Source organism: Pseudoalteromonas sp. Angola-7 (assembly GCF_028599255.1).
Classification (GTDB): Bacteria; Pseudomonadota; Gammaproteobacteria; order Enterobacterales; family Alteromonadaceae; genus Pseudoalteromonas; species Pseudoalteromonas atlantica.
Map to the genome: position 1 here is coordinate 144,554 of NZ_JAQREL010000009.1, position 16,040 is coordinate 160,593.

Consider the following 16,040-nt stretch of genomic DNA (forward strand, 5'->3'; position numbering starts at 1 on the left):
GCTGCTATTTTGTACGCCAACTAAAAAGGTAACTTTGATGCTTTTATATTTCAATGTGTTAGTAAGTATATTAACTCGGGTTTAGGTTAGTTAGCTTTTCGACAATTGCTATTCCGCGCTCGCTGGCACTATTCATAACAATTTTTCGCTCATCGCCAACGTAACTTAAGGTAATATCTAAATCGGGAACTGGTATAAATTCTCCCCCTTTTTCTGGCCACTCAACAATACAAATAGCCTGCTCAGAAAAGTAATCTCTTATACCCATGTACTCAAGCTCTTCAGGATCGCCTAACCGGTATAGGTCAAAATGATATACATTAGCACGTGTCAGTTCGTATGGCTCTACCAACGTATAGGTTGGGCTTTTTACCTTACCAGTGTGGCCAAAGCCTTGCACTACACCACGCGTAAATGTTGTTTTACCTGCACCTAAATCACCGTGTAAATAAATTACTGCACCTTGCTCTATAATAGCAGCCACTTTGTTACCCATTGCTACTGTGGCTATTTCATCATTTAGGTGAGCTTCAAAACTACGCGTCATTGTTACCTCAAAAATTTACTAAAAGCGCATCTTTGCTAATCATACCAGAATATTTCTTGAAGGCGATAAATTGGCGTTTTAGGCATAAAAAAACCGGCCTAAGCCGGTTTTAATTAACTGGGGCTTTATAGCCCTAGTTTTTTCTCAAGGTAGTGGATATTTGTACCACCACTTTGGAAGTTTTCGTCTGCAAGAATTTTCTTATGTAATGGCGTGTTTGTTTTGATGCCATCAATAACTAATTCGTTCAGCGCATTACGAGCACGGGCAATAGCAACATCACGGTTTTCACCGTAAGTAATAAGCTTACCAATCATCGAATCGTAATGTGGAGGTACTGTATAGTCAGCATAAATATGGCTATCCCAACGAATACCTAAACCACCTGCAGGGTGGAAACGTGTAATTTTACCCGGCGACGGGATAAACGTTTCTGGGTCTTCTGCGTTAATACGACATTCAATTGCATGGCCGCGGATAACAACGTCATCTTGCGTGAAAGATAGCGGTTGCCCAGCAGCAATTTTTAGCTGCTCTTTAATTAAATCAACACCGCTTACCATTTCAGTCACTGGGTGCTCAACTTGAATACGGGTATTCATTTCGATGAAGTAAAATTCGCCGTTTTCGTATAAAAACTCAAACGTACCCGCACCACGGTAACCAATTTCGATACATGCACGTGTACAGCGCTCACCAATAAATTTACGCACTTCTGCCGTTATACCTGGAGCAGGTGCTTCTTCAACTACTTTTTGGTGACGACGTTGCATAGAACAGTCACGCTCACCTAAATGAACAGCATTACCTTGTCCATCAGCAAGTACCTGAATTTCAATATGGCGAGGGTTTTCAAGGAATTTTTCCATGTAAACCATGCTATTACCAAAAAACTGTTTCGCTTCTTGTTGAGTAAGTGCGATTGAATCAATTAACTCAGATTCGCTTCGTACTACACGCATACCACGGCCACCACCGCCACCAGCGGCTTTAATAATTACCGGGTAACCAATGCGCTTTGCAATTTGCATGTTGCGTTCTTTGTCATCCGATACCGGACCGTCAGAACCAGGTACACATGGTACACCAGCTTTGCGCATTGCATTAATTGCCGATACTTTATCGCCCATAAGACGAATAGTGTCGCCTTTTGGACCAATAAATACAAAGCCGCTTTGCTCAACTTGGTCAGCAAAATCTGCATTTTCTGAAAGAAAACCATATCCTGGGTGAATCGCTACAGCGTCTGTTACTTCAGCAGCCGCAATAATGCGCGGAATATCTAAGTAACTTTCAGTGGCTGGAGGTCTACCGATACAAATGGTTTCATCTGCAAGTAATACGTGCTTAAGATCGCGATCCGCCGTTGAATGCACAGCAACCGTTTTGATCCCAAGCTCTTTGCAGGCGCGCAATACGCGAAGTGCTATTTCACCTCGGTTTGCAATGACTACTTTATCTAACATAAGAGTTGGCCTTTAGGTTACTAAATTATTCAATGATGAATAGAGGTTGATCAAATTCTACTGGTTCGCCATTTTCAACTAAAATAGCTGTAACTGTACCCGCTTTATCTGACTCAATTTGGTTCATCATTTTCATTGCTTCAACGATACATAAAGTATCACCTACTTTAACTTGAGAACCTACTTCTACGTATGCTGGCGCTTCTGGAGAAGCCGCTGAGTAAAATGAACCAACCATAGGTGATTTAACTTGATGGCCTGCAGGCGCTGCTGGTGTAGCATCGGCTTCAACGGCTGGTGCAGCTTGTGCTGGTGCCGCAGGAGCTGGAGCAGCAAATTGCTGTGGTGCGTACTGAGCGTAAGCCGGACCTGCACTCATGTTGTTACGGTTAATACGTACTGATTCTTCACCTTCAGTGATTTCTAGCTCAGCAATACCTGATTCTTCTACTAATTCGATTAGCTTTTTGATCTTGCGAATATCCATGAACGACCCGCCTATAAGTTTGTTAGTTTAAATTAATTCGAGTTTTGCAACCGGCTCACTGCAGCGTTCAATGCTGCGTGGTAACCCATTGCACCTAATCCACATACCACACCTTGCGCCACATCAGAAAAATACGAATGATGACGAAATGCTTCACGTGCATGCACATTACTTAAGTGCACCTCAAAAAAAGGAATATCAACGCTTAACAATGCATCACGTAAAGCGACGCTAGTATGCGTAAATGCAGCAGGATTAATAATTATGTAATCAACTGCCTGCCAAGCATCGTGTATTCTTTCAATAAGGGCTTGCTCACTATTACTTTGAAAATGCGTAAGCTGAACATCTAGACCCTCTGCGGCAGTCGTTAGTTCGCTCATAATTTCACCAAGAGTGTGCAAACCGTACTTTTCTGGCTCACGCTTTCCTAGCATGTTTAAATTTGGACCATTTATAACTAAAAGTTTAAATTTTGCAGCCATAATACGCGATATATCCTCTAAGTAATGAGTTAAGCCGTTGCGAGCTAATTTTGTACACTAAAGTAAGTATAAAAAACAAAAATTGCAACAAATTCTCACGTTAGCCAACTATTATAGTCAGTTCGATGTAAATAGCAGCAAAATACTGGTCTAATCTCTGGAGGTGTAATAAATATGACGTAATTGAAGGCAAGCCACTTGGTAAGCCCAAGCGGCTAAATTGCACTATTATTGTGCGCTGGCGCGCACTGCAGCTAGGTGGGTGGCAAAATCATCGGCGTTTAAAAATCCTGTAACGCGCTCTGAACTTAGCTCTTGCCCTTGTGTGTTAAAAAACAAAATACTGGGTAAACCAAACACGGTGAACTCTTCCATTAGCTCAATGGTGGTGTCATCACTTTGCGTTAAATCGATTTGAATTAACTGATAGTGACTAAACTCGCTCTGTACTTTGGCATCTGGAAATGTGTAATGCTCAAACTCTTTACATGCCACACACCAATCGGCGTATAAATCAACCATCACCAGTTTGCCTTGCTGATTAGCTTCAGCAACAGCGTTTTTTAGCTCGGTTAAATTAGCCACTTGTTTAAACTCATTAATTTGCTGACTAACCTGCTCAACCTGTTGCTGCGGCCAAATAACGTTTTTAGCTAATGTAAAACCAGTAAGTACTAAAAATGTAGCACTAAACCAAAGCGCTGTTTTAAGCTTGCTTTGTGGCTGAGCACTCTGCCAATAGTGTAAATAAATAGCCGTTGCCAGTGCTAAAATACCCGCCATAAGTAAAATAATGTCGGCGCTTATTATTCGCTCCAATAAAATAAGTGGCACAACAAGCATAATAAAACCAAATAAAGTTTTAACTTGCTCCATCCAACCGCCTGCTTTAGGAAGCAATTTGCCACCAGATGTACCGAGTAATAAAAGTGGTAGGCCCATTCCTAAACTTAATACATACAGGGTTAAACCACCGACAAGGTAGTCACCACTTTGCGCTACAAATAATAGCGCAGCAGACAACGGAGCTGTGGTACAAGGTGATGCAATTAAGCCCGACAATACCCCCATTAAAAACACACCTATGTAATTGCCGCCTTTTTGGTTATTACTGACTTGCGTTAGCTTGCTCATCATGGCGCTGGGTAACTTAATTTCGTACCAGCCAAACATCGACATTGCGAGCAGTACAAACAGTAAACTAAAACTAATAAGTACATAAGGGTGTTGTAAATACCCCTGCACTTGTCCGCCTAAGGCCGCCACTACCAACCCTAATGCAGCATAAGTAAGCGCCATACCTTGTATATATACAAACGACAACGCAAACGCTTTTTTAGTAGACAGGTTTTGCTGCCCTGCAATTAAACTCGATAAAATAGGAAACATAGGGAACACACAGGGTGTAAACGCAAGCCCCACCCCAACAGCAAAAAATATGAGTAAATTGGTTACTAAACTTTGACTTGCTAATCGCTCTGTAAAACTTAAATCTTGAGTGGTTGTATTGCTTTGGCCACGCGTTGAGTCTACAGAAGGAGTTAATGCGTTTAATGTATCAGCGGCATCAGCAGATGAGTTATTACCTTGCGCTTGCTCTGAGGCAATAACGCTTAAAGGAATACTAATAACCTCAGGCGGATAACACAGCCCAGCTTTGGCACAGCCCTGATAGCGCACCTTAACAACAGCCCCCTCTGTAACATTACTGAGCTTACTTATAACACTCACACTATTGAAAAAAACTTCGGTTTTGCCAAAAAACTCGTCTTCAATTATTTCGCCAGTACCGGCATCGCCTACCTTTATGTTGGCGCCTTTAGCGATAATTTCTATTTTCTTTTTATAAAGGTAATAATCAGGGGCTATATCCCACCCCACAAATAAAGTGCTACCTTGCTGATCAAAATCAAATACAAACGCTTGGTCTACGGGTAAAAAGGTTTGCTGTGGCGGGGCAAGTAAATCACCTAGCACATTATTGGTGTTTGCCTTTGCAGGAAGCGCCAGCAAGCTACCCAATAATAAAAAGAAAAACCGCATTAATTTAATACCTCATCCATCCAATGAAAATAAGCCAAATTACCAGTGGCCACATCAACCACTTGAATTTCGGGTACTTCGTAACTGTGTAAACTTTTGATAGTTTCAAAAACATCATTCATTTTTTCTGATTTTGTTTTAATCAGTAGCTTTGCTTCTATCTCTTGGGCAACATCGCCTTCCCACATATAAACTGAGGTCATATTTGGTAAAATATTTACACACGCCGCTAATTTTTGCGCTACAAGTGCTTTTGCTAAAGTGCGTGCTTCAGCCTCATCTTTGCACGTGGTAAATATCATTTTAAATTGCGTAGTCATAATTAACCTTTACTAATTTATAGGGAACTAATGCAATAGTATCTGATAGCTAGTGTAATGTGTAGGCGATGAATAATTGTAGATATTAAGCAATTATTAATCACTTTAAGCTCAACCTTGAAAATAGACCCTTTCACCCTCACTTATATTTCATCCACTCTTTTGAGTGCCATTATTTAGAGAGCCCTATGTTTAGATTTTTATTTGTGTTGTTTATTATCATTCCTATCATCGAAATTGCGCTACTAATACAGGTTAGCGATGTAATTGGTGGGTTTGCGACTATAGCCCTAGTGATTGTTACGGCTATTTTGGGCGCCAGAATGGTTAAACAACAAGGTATGGGTGCATTACAAAATGCACAAAGCCAAATGGCCCAAGGACAAATGCCAGCTAAAGAATTATTTACCGGTATTTGCGTGATCATTGCGGGTGTTTTATTGCTAACCCCAGGCATTATGACCGATGTATTCGGCCTACTATTATTAACCCCCTCAATACGCAATAAACTTGCTGCAGGCCTTGCAAGTCAAGCAACGGTACGCATGAGCACAGGTACACAGCAAGGCTCTTCGGCCTTTACACAACACCCACACTCGCAGCAAGAACAACAGCATGTAAATAAACCAACTACCATTGATGGCGAGTATGAGAGAAAAGATTAAAAATTTATCGATTTTTCTCTTGGAATTTTACACTCTACCCCCATTAATGAATGCAAATTAGAAAAGCTTTTTTCTGTACTGTTCAGAAACTGTTAGGAGAACTAAAAAAATGAACATTCGTCCTTTACAAGATCGCGTAATCGTTAAGCGTCTAGAAGAAGAAACCAAGTCTGCTGGCGGTATTGTATTAACTGGCTCTGCAGCTGAAAAATCAACTCGCGGAGAAGTTATTGCTGTTGGCAATGGTCGCGTTCTAGATAACGGTGACGTTAGAGCTTTAGAAGTAAAAGCCGGTGACACTGTGTTATTTGGCTCATATGTTGAAAAAACTGAAAAGATCGAAGGTCAAGAGTACCTGATCATGCGTGAAGACAACATTTTAGGCATTGTAGGCTAACCCTACTTTTCGTTTAATAAACATTTAAGAATTTAGAGGAAATTAAAGATGGCAGCAAAAGAAGTACTTTTTGCAGGTGACGCACGCGCTAAAATGCTAACAGGCGTAAATATCCTAGCAAACGCAGTAAAAGTGACCTTAGGCCCTAAAGGCCGTAACGTAGTACTAGATAAATCATTTGGCTCTCCAGTGATCACTAAAGATGGTGTATCTGTAGCAAAAGAAATCGAACTTGAAGACAAGTTTGAAAACATGGGTGCACAAATGGTGAAAGAAGTTGCATCTAAAGCAAATGATGCAGCGGGTGACGGTACTACTACCGCAACTGTACTTGCGCAATCTATTGTAAACGAAGGTCTTAAAGCGGTTGCTGCGGGTATGAACCCAATGGATCTTAAGCGCGGTATTGATAAAGCAATTATCGCTGCAGTAGAAGAGCTTAAAGCGCTATCTGTACCATGTGCTGATACTAAAGCTATTGCACAAGTAGGTACTATTTCAGCTAACTCTGATAAAGAAATTGGCGACATCATTGCACAAGCAATGGAAAAAGTAGGCCGTAACACCGGTGTTATTACTGTAGAAGAAGGTCAATCACTAGAGAACGAACTAGATGTTGTAGAAGGCATGCAGTTTGACCGTGGTTACCTATCTCCGTACTTTATCAATAACGCTGAAAAAGGCGCTGTTGAGCTAGACAACCCGTTCATTCTACTTGTAGATAAAAAAGTATCTAACATTCGTGAGTTACTACCTACATTAGAAGCCGTTGCTAAAGCAAGCAAGCCACTATTAATCATTGCTGAAGACCTAGAAGGCGAAGCACTTGCAACGCTTGTAGTTAACAACATGCGCGGTATTGTTAAAGTATCAGCAGTTAAAGCCCCTGGTTTTGGCGACCGTCGTAAAGCAATGCTACAAGATATCGCCGTATTAACTGGCGGTACTGTTATCTCTGAAGAAATTGGTTTAGAGCTTGAAAAAGCAACTATCGAAGACCTAGGTACTGCTAAGCGTGTAGTAATCACTAAAGATGATACAACTATCATTGATGGTGCGGGTGAAGAAGATGGCATTAACGGCCGTGTTGCTCAAATTAAAGCACAGATTGAAGAAGCAACGTCTGACTACGATAAAGAAAAACTACAAGAGCGTATGGCTAAACTTGCCGGCGGTGTTGCAGTAATTAAAGTAGGCGCAGCGACTGAAATTGAAATGAAAGAGAAAAAAGACCGTGTTGAAGATGCATTACATGCAACTCGTGCAGCGGTTGAAGAAGGCGTAGTACCTGGTGGTGGTGTTGCTCTTGTACGTGCTGCTAGCAAGCTAGTTGAGCTACTTGGCGACAACGAAGACCAAAACCACGGTATTAAAGTTGCACTTCGTGCGATGGAAGCACCACTTCGTCAAATCGTAACAAATGCAGGCGACGAAGCGTCAGTAGTAATAAACGCTGTTAAAGGTGGCGAAGGTAACTACGGTTACAACGCAGCCTCTGGCGAATACAACGACATGCTTGAAATGGGTATCCTAGATCCAACTAAAGTAACGCGCTCTGCACTACAATTTGCAGGTTCGATTGCGGGTCTAATGATCACTACCGAAGCAATGGTTGCTGAAATCCCTAAAGAAGAAGCTGCTGGTGCCCCTGATATGGGTGGCATGGGCGGAATGGGTGGCATGGGCGGAATGATGTAATTATTGCCCAACAACCTAACCGTTGATTTATAAGGGTTTATTCATCCTCTGTAGAGACATCTGTAGAGACATGGGTAAACCCTTTTGTATATATAGGTATACACTTACCCACTTTTCTATATCTTTTTAAGAAATATAATTACTTCTTGAGGTTCATCCTTAAGCAATTTTCTCACAAGTTAACTTACTACTGCCTTGAGTATGTTCCTACTGAGTTACAGGGGGGAGAGGTGGAGGTAGTAAAGCACCTTAGCGATTGCATCGACTCACTACGCTTAAAAAAAACGTGTTTTATATTTATCTGTTTTTTATAAATGTAGAGCAAGTATGATAAGTGCGTTAAGCTTAACTATAAAAGTCATATTCATATTGGAGCTATGGTGTATAACAAAAAGGAAGTTAAAGAAATCATATGGAAAAAATGGCTATTCCCAGACTTTTCTAACAAACTCACTTGGTTCATTGGGGGTACTGGAGCGGCAATAATTTTGACCCCAACCCCTTTTAAACACCTGTTTTACAATTGGCTGGTAGATACCTTTAATTTAAACTCTGGTATTCCTTATACCCTATCAGATTTGCAAAACAGTACAGCTGATTACTCTTTTGGGTTTGGGTTAATCTTTTTAGCCCTACTACACAATATTGTTTATCGAGTCCTCATATATAAGACTGAGCAACTATCTCAAAATAAGAAACAGGCTCAAATTGATGTAGATAAAAAATTATTTATGGAATTTGCTGCTTTATTACCTGCAGATGGCCTTGATGTATGCACATTAAAAGACCATGACTTTGGTAATGCTTATTATAGAGGTAGTTTTGATTCTTTAGAGAAGTTTGTTAATACGTGGGACAACGCTCAAAAATCCTTCTTAGATGAAGAGCTTGAGTCTAAAAGAAGTCATTTTTTAGGTAAGGTAAAGCATTTTATTTATACCCTCGCTGTTAAGTCTTACCCTATTGGTAATGGCGATGTGTTCTCTTGTATACCAGATAGATACAGAGGTTCATACGACTGGCCAGATAATGTTAGTGAGCAAATTAGTGAGCTAAATGACTTAGCAACAGAGCTATTTGAGCTACATAGAGAGTTCATACTTTCGACTAGACTTCGCTTAGCATGTTGATTTAACTTACCTGTAAACCTGTTGTGTACACCAAGGAAACCACACTGTACACATGTGTACACTAGGCTCTATTTCCTTATAAAGACTATGTGTGGTCTTCCTTTGATGGCTATACAGCGACATCTAAAAGGCGTCATATGAGCTTTCAGGTATTGATACGCCATCCCAATTATCTGGCGCTTCGTCACTCTCTAACGTTCCTGCTTGCTCAAGCCATTTATCCCTTCTGGTAATAGAAATCCCAAGGGTAGAGCCTCTAGCAGTTTTACGTAGGGCTTCCCTAAAGTTATCTTCACCTACTGATTCTATTAGGCTATCTATCTTGGCATATGCCTCTTCTATTAGATAATGCCTGTACTCTTCATTATCCATATCCTTAGGGATGTAACTTTTGCCTGAAACAATATCAGAAAGCCTTCTAACCTTTGGAAACCCCCTAGCATCCCAAGTGGAGCTTTTAGCTGCCTCTGTATATCTATTCTCGAGGTTTTTTTGCAGATGACGGGTAAAACTATCAAGAGAACTATAGTCTTCCAACTTACCTTGAATAGCTTCTTCACAAGCTCTAAGGGCTCTCATTACATGGTTTGCTTGCCCTCGACTACAGCCAATAAGCTTTGCAAGCTCACTGACACTGTAATCATATTTTCCAGCTATTACTAATGACCTAAACTTAGACTGATTGACTTCGTCTTTAGTAACTCCTACACCATGCCCTTGATTAACCTCTTGAGCCGCAAGAAAAGCCTCTGTGTATGTTCTGTTTCTAATTAACCTAGCTTTTACCCTAAAATCATCACATTTAGCTTTGTCCATGTACTCTAAGGATGCACTAATACGATGAAAACCATCTATAACAAGCTTCTTTCCAGAAACCTCAAACACAGTTATTGGTTGCTTTATTCCTACTCCATTGTGAAGGTCGTCTAAGATTTCTTTTGATTGGCTCTCTTGCTTAAGCTCTTGGGCGCGTCTTGTGTTCTTATCTCTAATTAAATTAGTATCTCGCCCTTGCATTGCAGGGTCTAAAATCACTTCTCTTGGGTTAATGTCTATAAAACTACTATCAGACATGTATTGGTTCATTAAGGCTTCTCTATCGCTTCTAGAGCTCTTTGTACTGTGGAAAGGGAAACACCAACCTCTTTAGCTATTTTACGCAAAGATATACCCTGAGAGCGTAATAGCCTGATTTGCTGGTGGTTAGTCTTATTGGTAGGACGGCCACGGTATTTACCAGCAGCCTTGGCTTTTTCGATGCCTTCCTGCCTTCTCTCTTGAATCATAGATAACTCGAATTGAGCAACTGCACCTAACATACTCAGCATTAACTCAGACATTGGGTCAGAGCCACCAGCTTTAAAGCAGAGGCCTTCCTTATGAAACTTCACTTTGACCCCTCTACCATTCCAATCAGTAACAATCTGCTTCAAGTCTAAGAGGTTACGTGCAAGTCTATCAATGCTATGGATATGTACAGTGTCACCTTCCCTGATGTATTCCTTTAGCTCATTTAAGGCTGGTCGTTGAGCAGAGCCACCACTACATTTATCAACAAACTTTTTTGTAAAACTAATCTCTACGTCTGCAAGTTGTCGTTCTGTGTTTTGGTCTGTAGAAGAGACCCTCATATAAGCTATGTGTGCCAAATCCTGTACTCGTTTAATTCTAAGAGGCGGGAAATAATAATGTGGTCTTAATTTAAAGTAAACCCTAACAGGTACTGTTTGATCGCGTTATGACCATACCTGTTTAGGTATACTCATTTGAATACAACCTTACTTGATTGAAAATAAAAAAATGAGGCTACGAGAAGTTTCAAAATCGAAGCAGGAAGTGCATGAGGTTGGGGGTATAAGGAGGGCAATCAAAAGACTGCCCTATGGTTTGCTGCGTTATCAGCAGCTAGGATGAGATCTGTAGTGAGAACATACGTATTCCGTGCGACCAAATCGTTCGCGCGTGTACTTTCTTACATACACCAAATCTACATCCCATGGATTATCATGATATAACATCAAGACTCCCTATAGAATTTATAGTTGATTTCATAGAGAGACAAGGCTAAAATCCAATTGCTTATTTTGGGGCTTTCAGTAGTTTTCTTAAAACAGACTCTGTTAGCTCTATCTCTCTTTCCTATTTTTTAATTCCTGAAAATTCATCAGTTCATAGCACTTCATACCTCTTTTTACTGTGTATAGGTACTATTATATAGGAAGATCAAATTATGGTCAAACATGGATCTACTCTCGTATGATAACACAGTAAACCCAATAAAGACATCAGACCAGTTTGAAATAAAAGTGTCATAATTAGCCATTTAACCAGTCCCTTTCTATCACTTTTGATGCTATTTCAGCATACTCGCAGAGTTTTCTTAATTCCTCCCCCTTAGAGTAGTAGCCATAAGTCATTGTTTTACCACCTTTATGACCAATTAAAAATGCAGCACTACTCTCGTCTATACCAGCCCTTTGATAGGCCGTACTCACATGAACCCTAAACGAGTGAAATGTTCGACTCTTGTCTTTGGTAACCATAGCGGATTTAAAGTTACTAAAGACTCTGGAGGCCTTTTTACCATCCATTCCAATAAGGCTTTGCCCAGCGTCAACGGACTCTAAACGCTTCCTTACGATTCCATGCACGACCCTAGGAAGAGGTACTGTCCTGCTCGCTGCCGTTGTCTTACCCTTCCTTATATACAAAGCCATTAGTTCACCTTCTATATATACATCTTCAGGGGTCACCGCACAGATCTCAGAGATTCGACAACCTGTATACAGACCCAAGTAGACAAGCGCTTTAATACTTTCACTTTCAGAGTCAGCCCAATTAATGATCTTCTTGATTTCCTCACGACTAAATAGTTGTTTTTTCTCTACAACCGTATCTTCTTCATAGTGGGTAAGTATGTGGGAGTCAAAAGGGTTATCACGTTTATCTATTTCAGCGATTCTCCAAGCATGGTCATAAATACTTTTTAATCTGCTTAAGTGGCCTTTGATTGTGCTTACTGAAACCTCCTGAATGAGTTCGTCTATGAAACTAATCACCTGCTTTCTTTCAATACCCATTAGCGGCATATCATGTACATTTAGATGCCTCAAGAAACGACTAGCGGTAGACTTCATTTTGACTATAGTATCTTGGTTTCTCTGTTTATTTTTACGCAGCCAATCATTAAGTGCTTCTCTCATGGAATAGGTATACTTTACTGGTATTATTCCAGTCCTAACTGCTTTAGCTGCTTCCTGTCGTATCTCTGGGTGTTCCTCTGTTCCAACCAAAATAGAGTCTTCAAGCTGATAATACGCTTCACATTTATCACCCCTAGCATCTCGTTTTGCTTGCTCTAAGCTATTATAGAAGCTCATAAAGGTGCTACGCCCACCATCAATAGCTTGTTCCTTCTGGACCGCTAGCTGCCCCAACAAACTATCTCTACGCAACCTAGCCGTCTTAATGCAGCTTGTTTGAAGTGACTTTACGTAAATCTCTTTACCGTCATATAAGTGCCTAACTTCCTTAGGTATTCTTATTTGAAACATCCAGACATCACGATTCTTACGTTTTTTAAGGTATTTGTTATTACTAGCTTCTGCCATTGTTGAATATACCCAAAAGTGGAGACCAATGTAGAGACAAATAATACCACAACCCTTTATTTACAGTACATACAGAGGGTTAAGGCAGATTTGGAAGGCATGATGTGATCATCCTCCTTTAAGCACCTTGCTTATATAAAAACCCAGCTTCGGCTGGGTTTTTGCTTTTTAATACAAGCCTATTGTTATTGCTTAATTTATCTCCACATCTATACCATGAGTTATTGGATTAAAGGTAAAAGGATTTGCTTAATAATAATGAAATAATCATCTTCTTTATTTTGGTATCACTTATAACAGGGTTAGTGGTATTTATTGCTTGGATTATGCTTAAGCTCGTTATATGGGGTAAGAGCATGTCTAAAGGAGCGTATTTATTTTTAGCATTTTTTCCACTAATTTCACTTATGCCTATTCCACCCCCTACTTATGAAAATGTTCAAAAGGCCAAGCAAGAGCAGCGTAAACGCAAAGAAGACTCAGGTGACGACCCTACGAATGAAGATGAGTAAGCCAGTTTAGCTACGTAAATTAAAACACTTTTTAAGGACGCTTTATGCATGCTATAGGGTTTAAAATAGAGTGAATCCTTTTACTGCTAGCGATAGATGCGAAGCCAATGTATAACGTATATCTCCCCTTAAAATAAGCTTTAATAAACATTTACCTATACTATTCAACCCTGTATTGATATGTGAAAATACACCGACATAAAACAACTTAAGGTTTTTAGGTTATGCCAAAGCAGCATATAGGTAGTATTGCTCTTGTTGTAAAAGACTATGACGAAGCAATCGCATTTTATACAAAAAAATTAAGCTTTGAATTAGTGGAAGATACGGATTTAGGTGATGGAAAACGCTGGGTGTTAATAACTCCACCCAACTCAAACGGCACACATATATTACTTGCACAAGCCACAGAGCCTGAGCAGTTTAACGCTGTTGGCAATCAAGCAGGTGGCCGTGTATGGCTATTTTTAAACACTGACAACTTTTGGCGCGACTACGAAAGCATGCTAGAAAATGGCGTAGTATTTCATGAGCAGCCTCGTAATGAGCCTTACGGTACGGTGGCCGTATTTGAAGATCTCTATGGTAACAAATGGGATCTTATTCAACAGAGCTAAATACTTAGTTGATTAACGACCTGACTATTTGAAATAAATCCGAGGGTAGCATGCCGCGCTGCCCTTGCTCTTCAGCCGCAACCTCACCTGCTCGAGCATGAAGAGTTACCCCGTATCGCGCTGCTTCATCGATACTAAGCCCTTGAGCAAGCAATGCACCAATAATACCTGTAAGTACGTCGCCACTCCCTCCCACGGCAAGTGCTGCGTTACCATTTTCACACACCCAAGTACTTTTGCCGTTATCAATTAAAGACCCAGCGCCTTTTAATATGCAAGTAGCATTATACCGTTTTGCGCATAGTCGCACGCTATCAAACCTATTTGACTCTATTTCAGAGGTATTTTTGCTAATGAGCCGAGCCGCCTCACCAGGGTGCGGAGTAAGGACACATTGAGCCAATGTATAAGCACTTGCATTTTCAGCTAATAAATTAAGTGCATCAGCATCAAGTACAAGCGGCGTATTGTGCTCTTGGCAATAGTGCATTACAGTGCAAAACGTTTTTTTAGCCCATTCATCCTGCCCAAGTCCAGGGCCAAGTACAACACAACTTGCCCACTCTAAAGCCTGTTCAAGGTTTTCACTCATGACCATTAACTCTGCCCTACCTATGCTTATTGGCATAATAGAACTTTGGTGCGTATAAACCTTCACCATCCCCGCGCCTGCTCGTAGCGCAGCTTCACTACTGAGCCTAATTGCTCCCGCAGTACCTTGGTTGCCCCCTACGCATAATAACTTGCCATGATTGCCCTTATGGCTATTTACAGCCCGAGAGCCCAAGCGTTTAAAGCTGTCTATATTTATCAAGTGAGCACAAGGTGAAGCGAGTTGACTAAAAGTATCTTCAATTGCTAATTCATCGAGAATCAACTCACCGGCATGCTGTTTACCTGTCCCTGTAGAAAGGCCCTGTTTAATCGCAATAAAAGTAACCGTTTTTGTTGCCTGAATAGCTGCGCCTAATACTTCACCTGTATTTGCATCAATCCCTGAGGGAACATCGATACTTAAAACAGGCTTTTCGCTTTGGTTGATGGCTGTAATAATCTCACAAAAATTTTCGCGAACAGGTGAATTAAGCCCAGTACCTAGTAACCCATCAATCACACAGTCGCAGCAATCTAAATCACTGTTTGCAAACTCGTTAACTATGCCACCATTATCAAGCCATAGCTGCTTCGCTTTAGCAGCGTCACCACTGAGTGTTTTTGCAGGATCTATAGCGCAAACTTTAACCTCTGCGCCAGAGTCCTTAATTAAACACGCGGCTATGTAAGCATCACCCGCATTATTGCCATTACCTACAATAATCAAAGTAAGCTTAGCGTTAAAAGACTGCCACTGCTTGTATACTGCCTCTCCCGCTCGCTGCATTAAAGTAAATAAATCTATTCCACATTGCTTAGCCGCCTCTCCCTCATAAGAGCGAATCTGCTCTTTTGTGTAAATATGCCTTTGTTTATTTAACATAGAAACTCGCCATAAATAAGTGTGTAGATGCTCTATAACTATAGCTTGGGATAAAAAAGCACTTTTCAATAGCGGATTTAGCATGCTAAACAGCTATTAAAACTGAAATTGAAGGCTTTAGTACAAAGAGTGTGAGTTCTGTGGTGGGCTCTTTCCGCGGGTTTCGTGATACTCAACCCACGCTACGGAGGTGGTGGAGATTGTGAGAATAATATCTGGAATGTATTTTTACTTTTCTGCAGACGTAAAAAAGCCCAGCTCTTTCGAGTCGGGCTTTCTTGTATTTGGAGCCTAGCGATGTCGTAGTGCCCACAGCGGTAGAGAGTCACATAGCAAATGTACATTATCATTGTCTCGGGGCGGCCTTTCGTAGGGCTCGCCTTCGAGCTGTTTCGTTTCACTACTGAGTTCGGCTATTTATTAAAACCCAGACAGCAAAAAACCCGTTACATCGCTGCAACGGGTTTCTCTTATTTGGAGCCTGGCAATGTCCTACTTTCACATAGCAAATGCTACACTATCATCGGCGCTGTTTCGTTTCACTACTGAGTTCGGCATGGGGTCAGGTGGGTCCAAAACGCTATG

At 40.8% G+C, this 16,040-nt stretch carries 16 protein-coding genes and 1 rRNA gene; 6 read left to right on the forward strand and 11 right to left on the reverse strand.

Annotated elements, in window-relative coordinates; genetic code table 11:
• Positions 1–70: 70 nt before the first annotated feature.
• The 6 genes from tsaE to cutA all read right to left on the reverse strand — a co-directional run bounded on the left by tsaE (position 71) and on the right by cutA (position 5,348).
• Complete coding sequence (gene tsaE, locus PSH50_RS13455; RefSeq protein ID WP_054983237.1) at positions 71–547, reverse strand: tRNA (adenosine(37)-N6)-threonylcarbamoyltransferase complex ATPase subunit type 1 TsaE; 477 nt, start codon at positions 545–547, stop codon at positions 71–73.
• A gap of 125 nt (positions 548–672) precedes the next feature.
• On the reverse strand, positions 673–2,013 hold the full coding sequence (accC, locus tag PSH50_RS13460) for an acetyl-CoA carboxylase biotin carboxylase subunit (RefSeq protein ID WP_004587670.1): 1,341 nt from the start codon (positions 2,011–2,013) through the stop codon (positions 673–675).
• A 25-nt stretch (positions 2,014–2,038) separates the two neighbouring features.
• A complete protein-coding gene (gene accB / locus PSH50_RS13465) occupies positions 2,039–2,500 on the reverse strand; it encodes an acetyl-CoA carboxylase biotin carboxyl carrier protein (RefSeq protein WP_004587671.1) in 462 nt (153 codons plus the stop codon).
• Positions 2,501–2,532: 32 nt separating this feature from the next.
• Positions 2,533–2,985, reverse strand: coding sequence for a type II 3-dehydroquinate dehydratase (gene aroQ, locus PSH50_RS13470; protein WP_024031479.1), 453 nt, complete (start codon positions 2,983–2,985; stop codon positions 2,533–2,535).
• A 228-nt stretch (positions 2,986–3,213) separates the two neighbouring features.
• On the reverse strand, positions 3,214–5,028 hold the full coding sequence (locus PSH50_RS13475; protein ID WP_273609730.1) for a protein-disulfide reductase DsbD: 1,815 nt from the start codon (positions 5,026–5,028) through the stop codon (positions 3,214–3,216).
• Entirely contained in the window at positions 5,028–5,348 is a 321-nt protein-coding gene (gene cutA, locus PSH50_RS13480; RefSeq protein ID WP_004587674.1) for a divalent-cation tolerance protein CutA, read from the reverse strand. The genes PSH50_RS13475 and cutA overlap by 1 nt, the downstream gene beginning before the upstream one ends.
• 188 nt (positions 5,349–5,536) lie before the next feature.
• Here cutA and PSH50_RS13485 point away from each other — a divergent pair, with 188 nt between their 5' ends.
• The 4 genes from PSH50_RS13485 (at position 5,537) to PSH50_RS13500 (ending at position 9,238) form a co-directional block, all read left to right on the forward strand.
• Positions 5,537–6,013: an FxsA family protein gene (locus PSH50_RS13485; protein ID WP_273609731.1), complete on the forward strand. Its 477-nt coding sequence runs from the start codon at positions 5,537–5,539 to the stop codon at positions 6,011–6,013.
• Between the two features lie 109 nt (positions 6,014–6,122).
• On the forward strand, positions 6,123–6,410 hold the full coding sequence (locus PSH50_RS13490) for a co-chaperone GroES (protein WP_004587676.1): 288 nt from the start codon (positions 6,123–6,125) through the stop codon (positions 6,408–6,410).
• Positions 6,411–6,458: 48 nt separating this feature from the next.
• Positions 6,459–8,108, forward strand: a complete 1,650-nt coding sequence (gene groL, locus PSH50_RS13495) for a chaperonin GroEL (RefSeq protein WP_004587677.1) — start codon at positions 6,459–6,461, stop codon at positions 8,106–8,108.
• Positions 8,109–8,596: 488 nt separating this feature from the next.
• The gene (locus PSH50_RS13500) at positions 8,597–9,238 is read left to right on the forward strand and encodes a hypothetical protein (protein WP_273609732.1); all 642 of its coding nucleotides are present in this window, start codon (positions 8,597–8,599) and stop codon (positions 9,236–9,238) included.
• A 123-nt stretch (positions 9,239–9,361) separates the two neighbouring features.
• On the opposite strand, the gene PSH50_RS13505 is transcribed toward PSH50_RS13500, so the two are convergent.
• The 3 genes from PSH50_RS13505 to PSH50_RS13515 form a co-directional block, all read right to left on the reverse strand.
• A complete protein-coding gene (locus tag PSH50_RS13505; protein WP_256719391.1) occupies positions 9,362–10,312 on the reverse strand; it encodes a hypothetical protein in 951 nt (316 codons plus the stop codon).
• An 11-nt stretch (positions 10,313–10,323) separates the two neighbouring features.
• Complete coding sequence (locus tag PSH50_RS13510; protein WP_039037949.1) at positions 10,324–10,887, reverse strand: recombinase family protein; 564 nt, start codon at positions 10,885–10,887, stop codon at positions 10,324–10,326.
• A 666-nt stretch (positions 10,888–11,553) separates the two neighbouring features.
• A complete protein-coding gene (locus PSH50_RS13515) occupies positions 11,554–12,849 on the reverse strand; it encodes a tyrosine-type recombinase/integrase (RefSeq protein WP_075594294.1) in 1,296 nt (431 codons plus the stop codon).
• A 326-nt stretch (positions 12,850–13,175) separates the two neighbouring features.
• Between PSH50_RS13515 and PSH50_RS13520 the strand changes: the two genes are divergently transcribed.
• Both PSH50_RS13520 and PSH50_RS13525 read left to right on the forward strand, forming a co-directional pair.
• Positions 13,176–13,361 (forward strand): hypothetical protein, encoded by a 186-nt coding sequence (locus tag PSH50_RS13520; protein ID WP_052026262.1) that lies wholly within the window; start codon positions 13,176–13,178, stop codon positions 13,359–13,361.
• A 224-nt stretch (positions 13,362–13,585) separates the two neighbouring features.
• Complete coding sequence (locus PSH50_RS13525; protein WP_004587679.1) at positions 13,586–13,978, forward strand: VOC family protein; 393 nt, start codon at positions 13,586–13,588, stop codon at positions 13,976–13,978.
• Between the two features lie 4 nt (positions 13,979–13,982).
• Here the strand turns inward: PSH50_RS13525 and PSH50_RS13530 are convergent, their stop codons facing one another.
• On the reverse strand, positions 13,983–15,455 hold the full coding sequence (locus PSH50_RS13530; RefSeq protein WP_273609733.1) for an NAD(P)H-hydrate dehydratase: 1,473 nt from the start codon (positions 15,453–15,455) through the stop codon (positions 13,983–13,985).
• 479 nt (positions 15,456–15,934) lie between these two features.
• Positions 15,935–16,040: ribosomal RNA gene (rrf, locus tag PSH50_RS13535) — 5S ribosomal RNA — on the reverse strand; the annotation flags it as partial.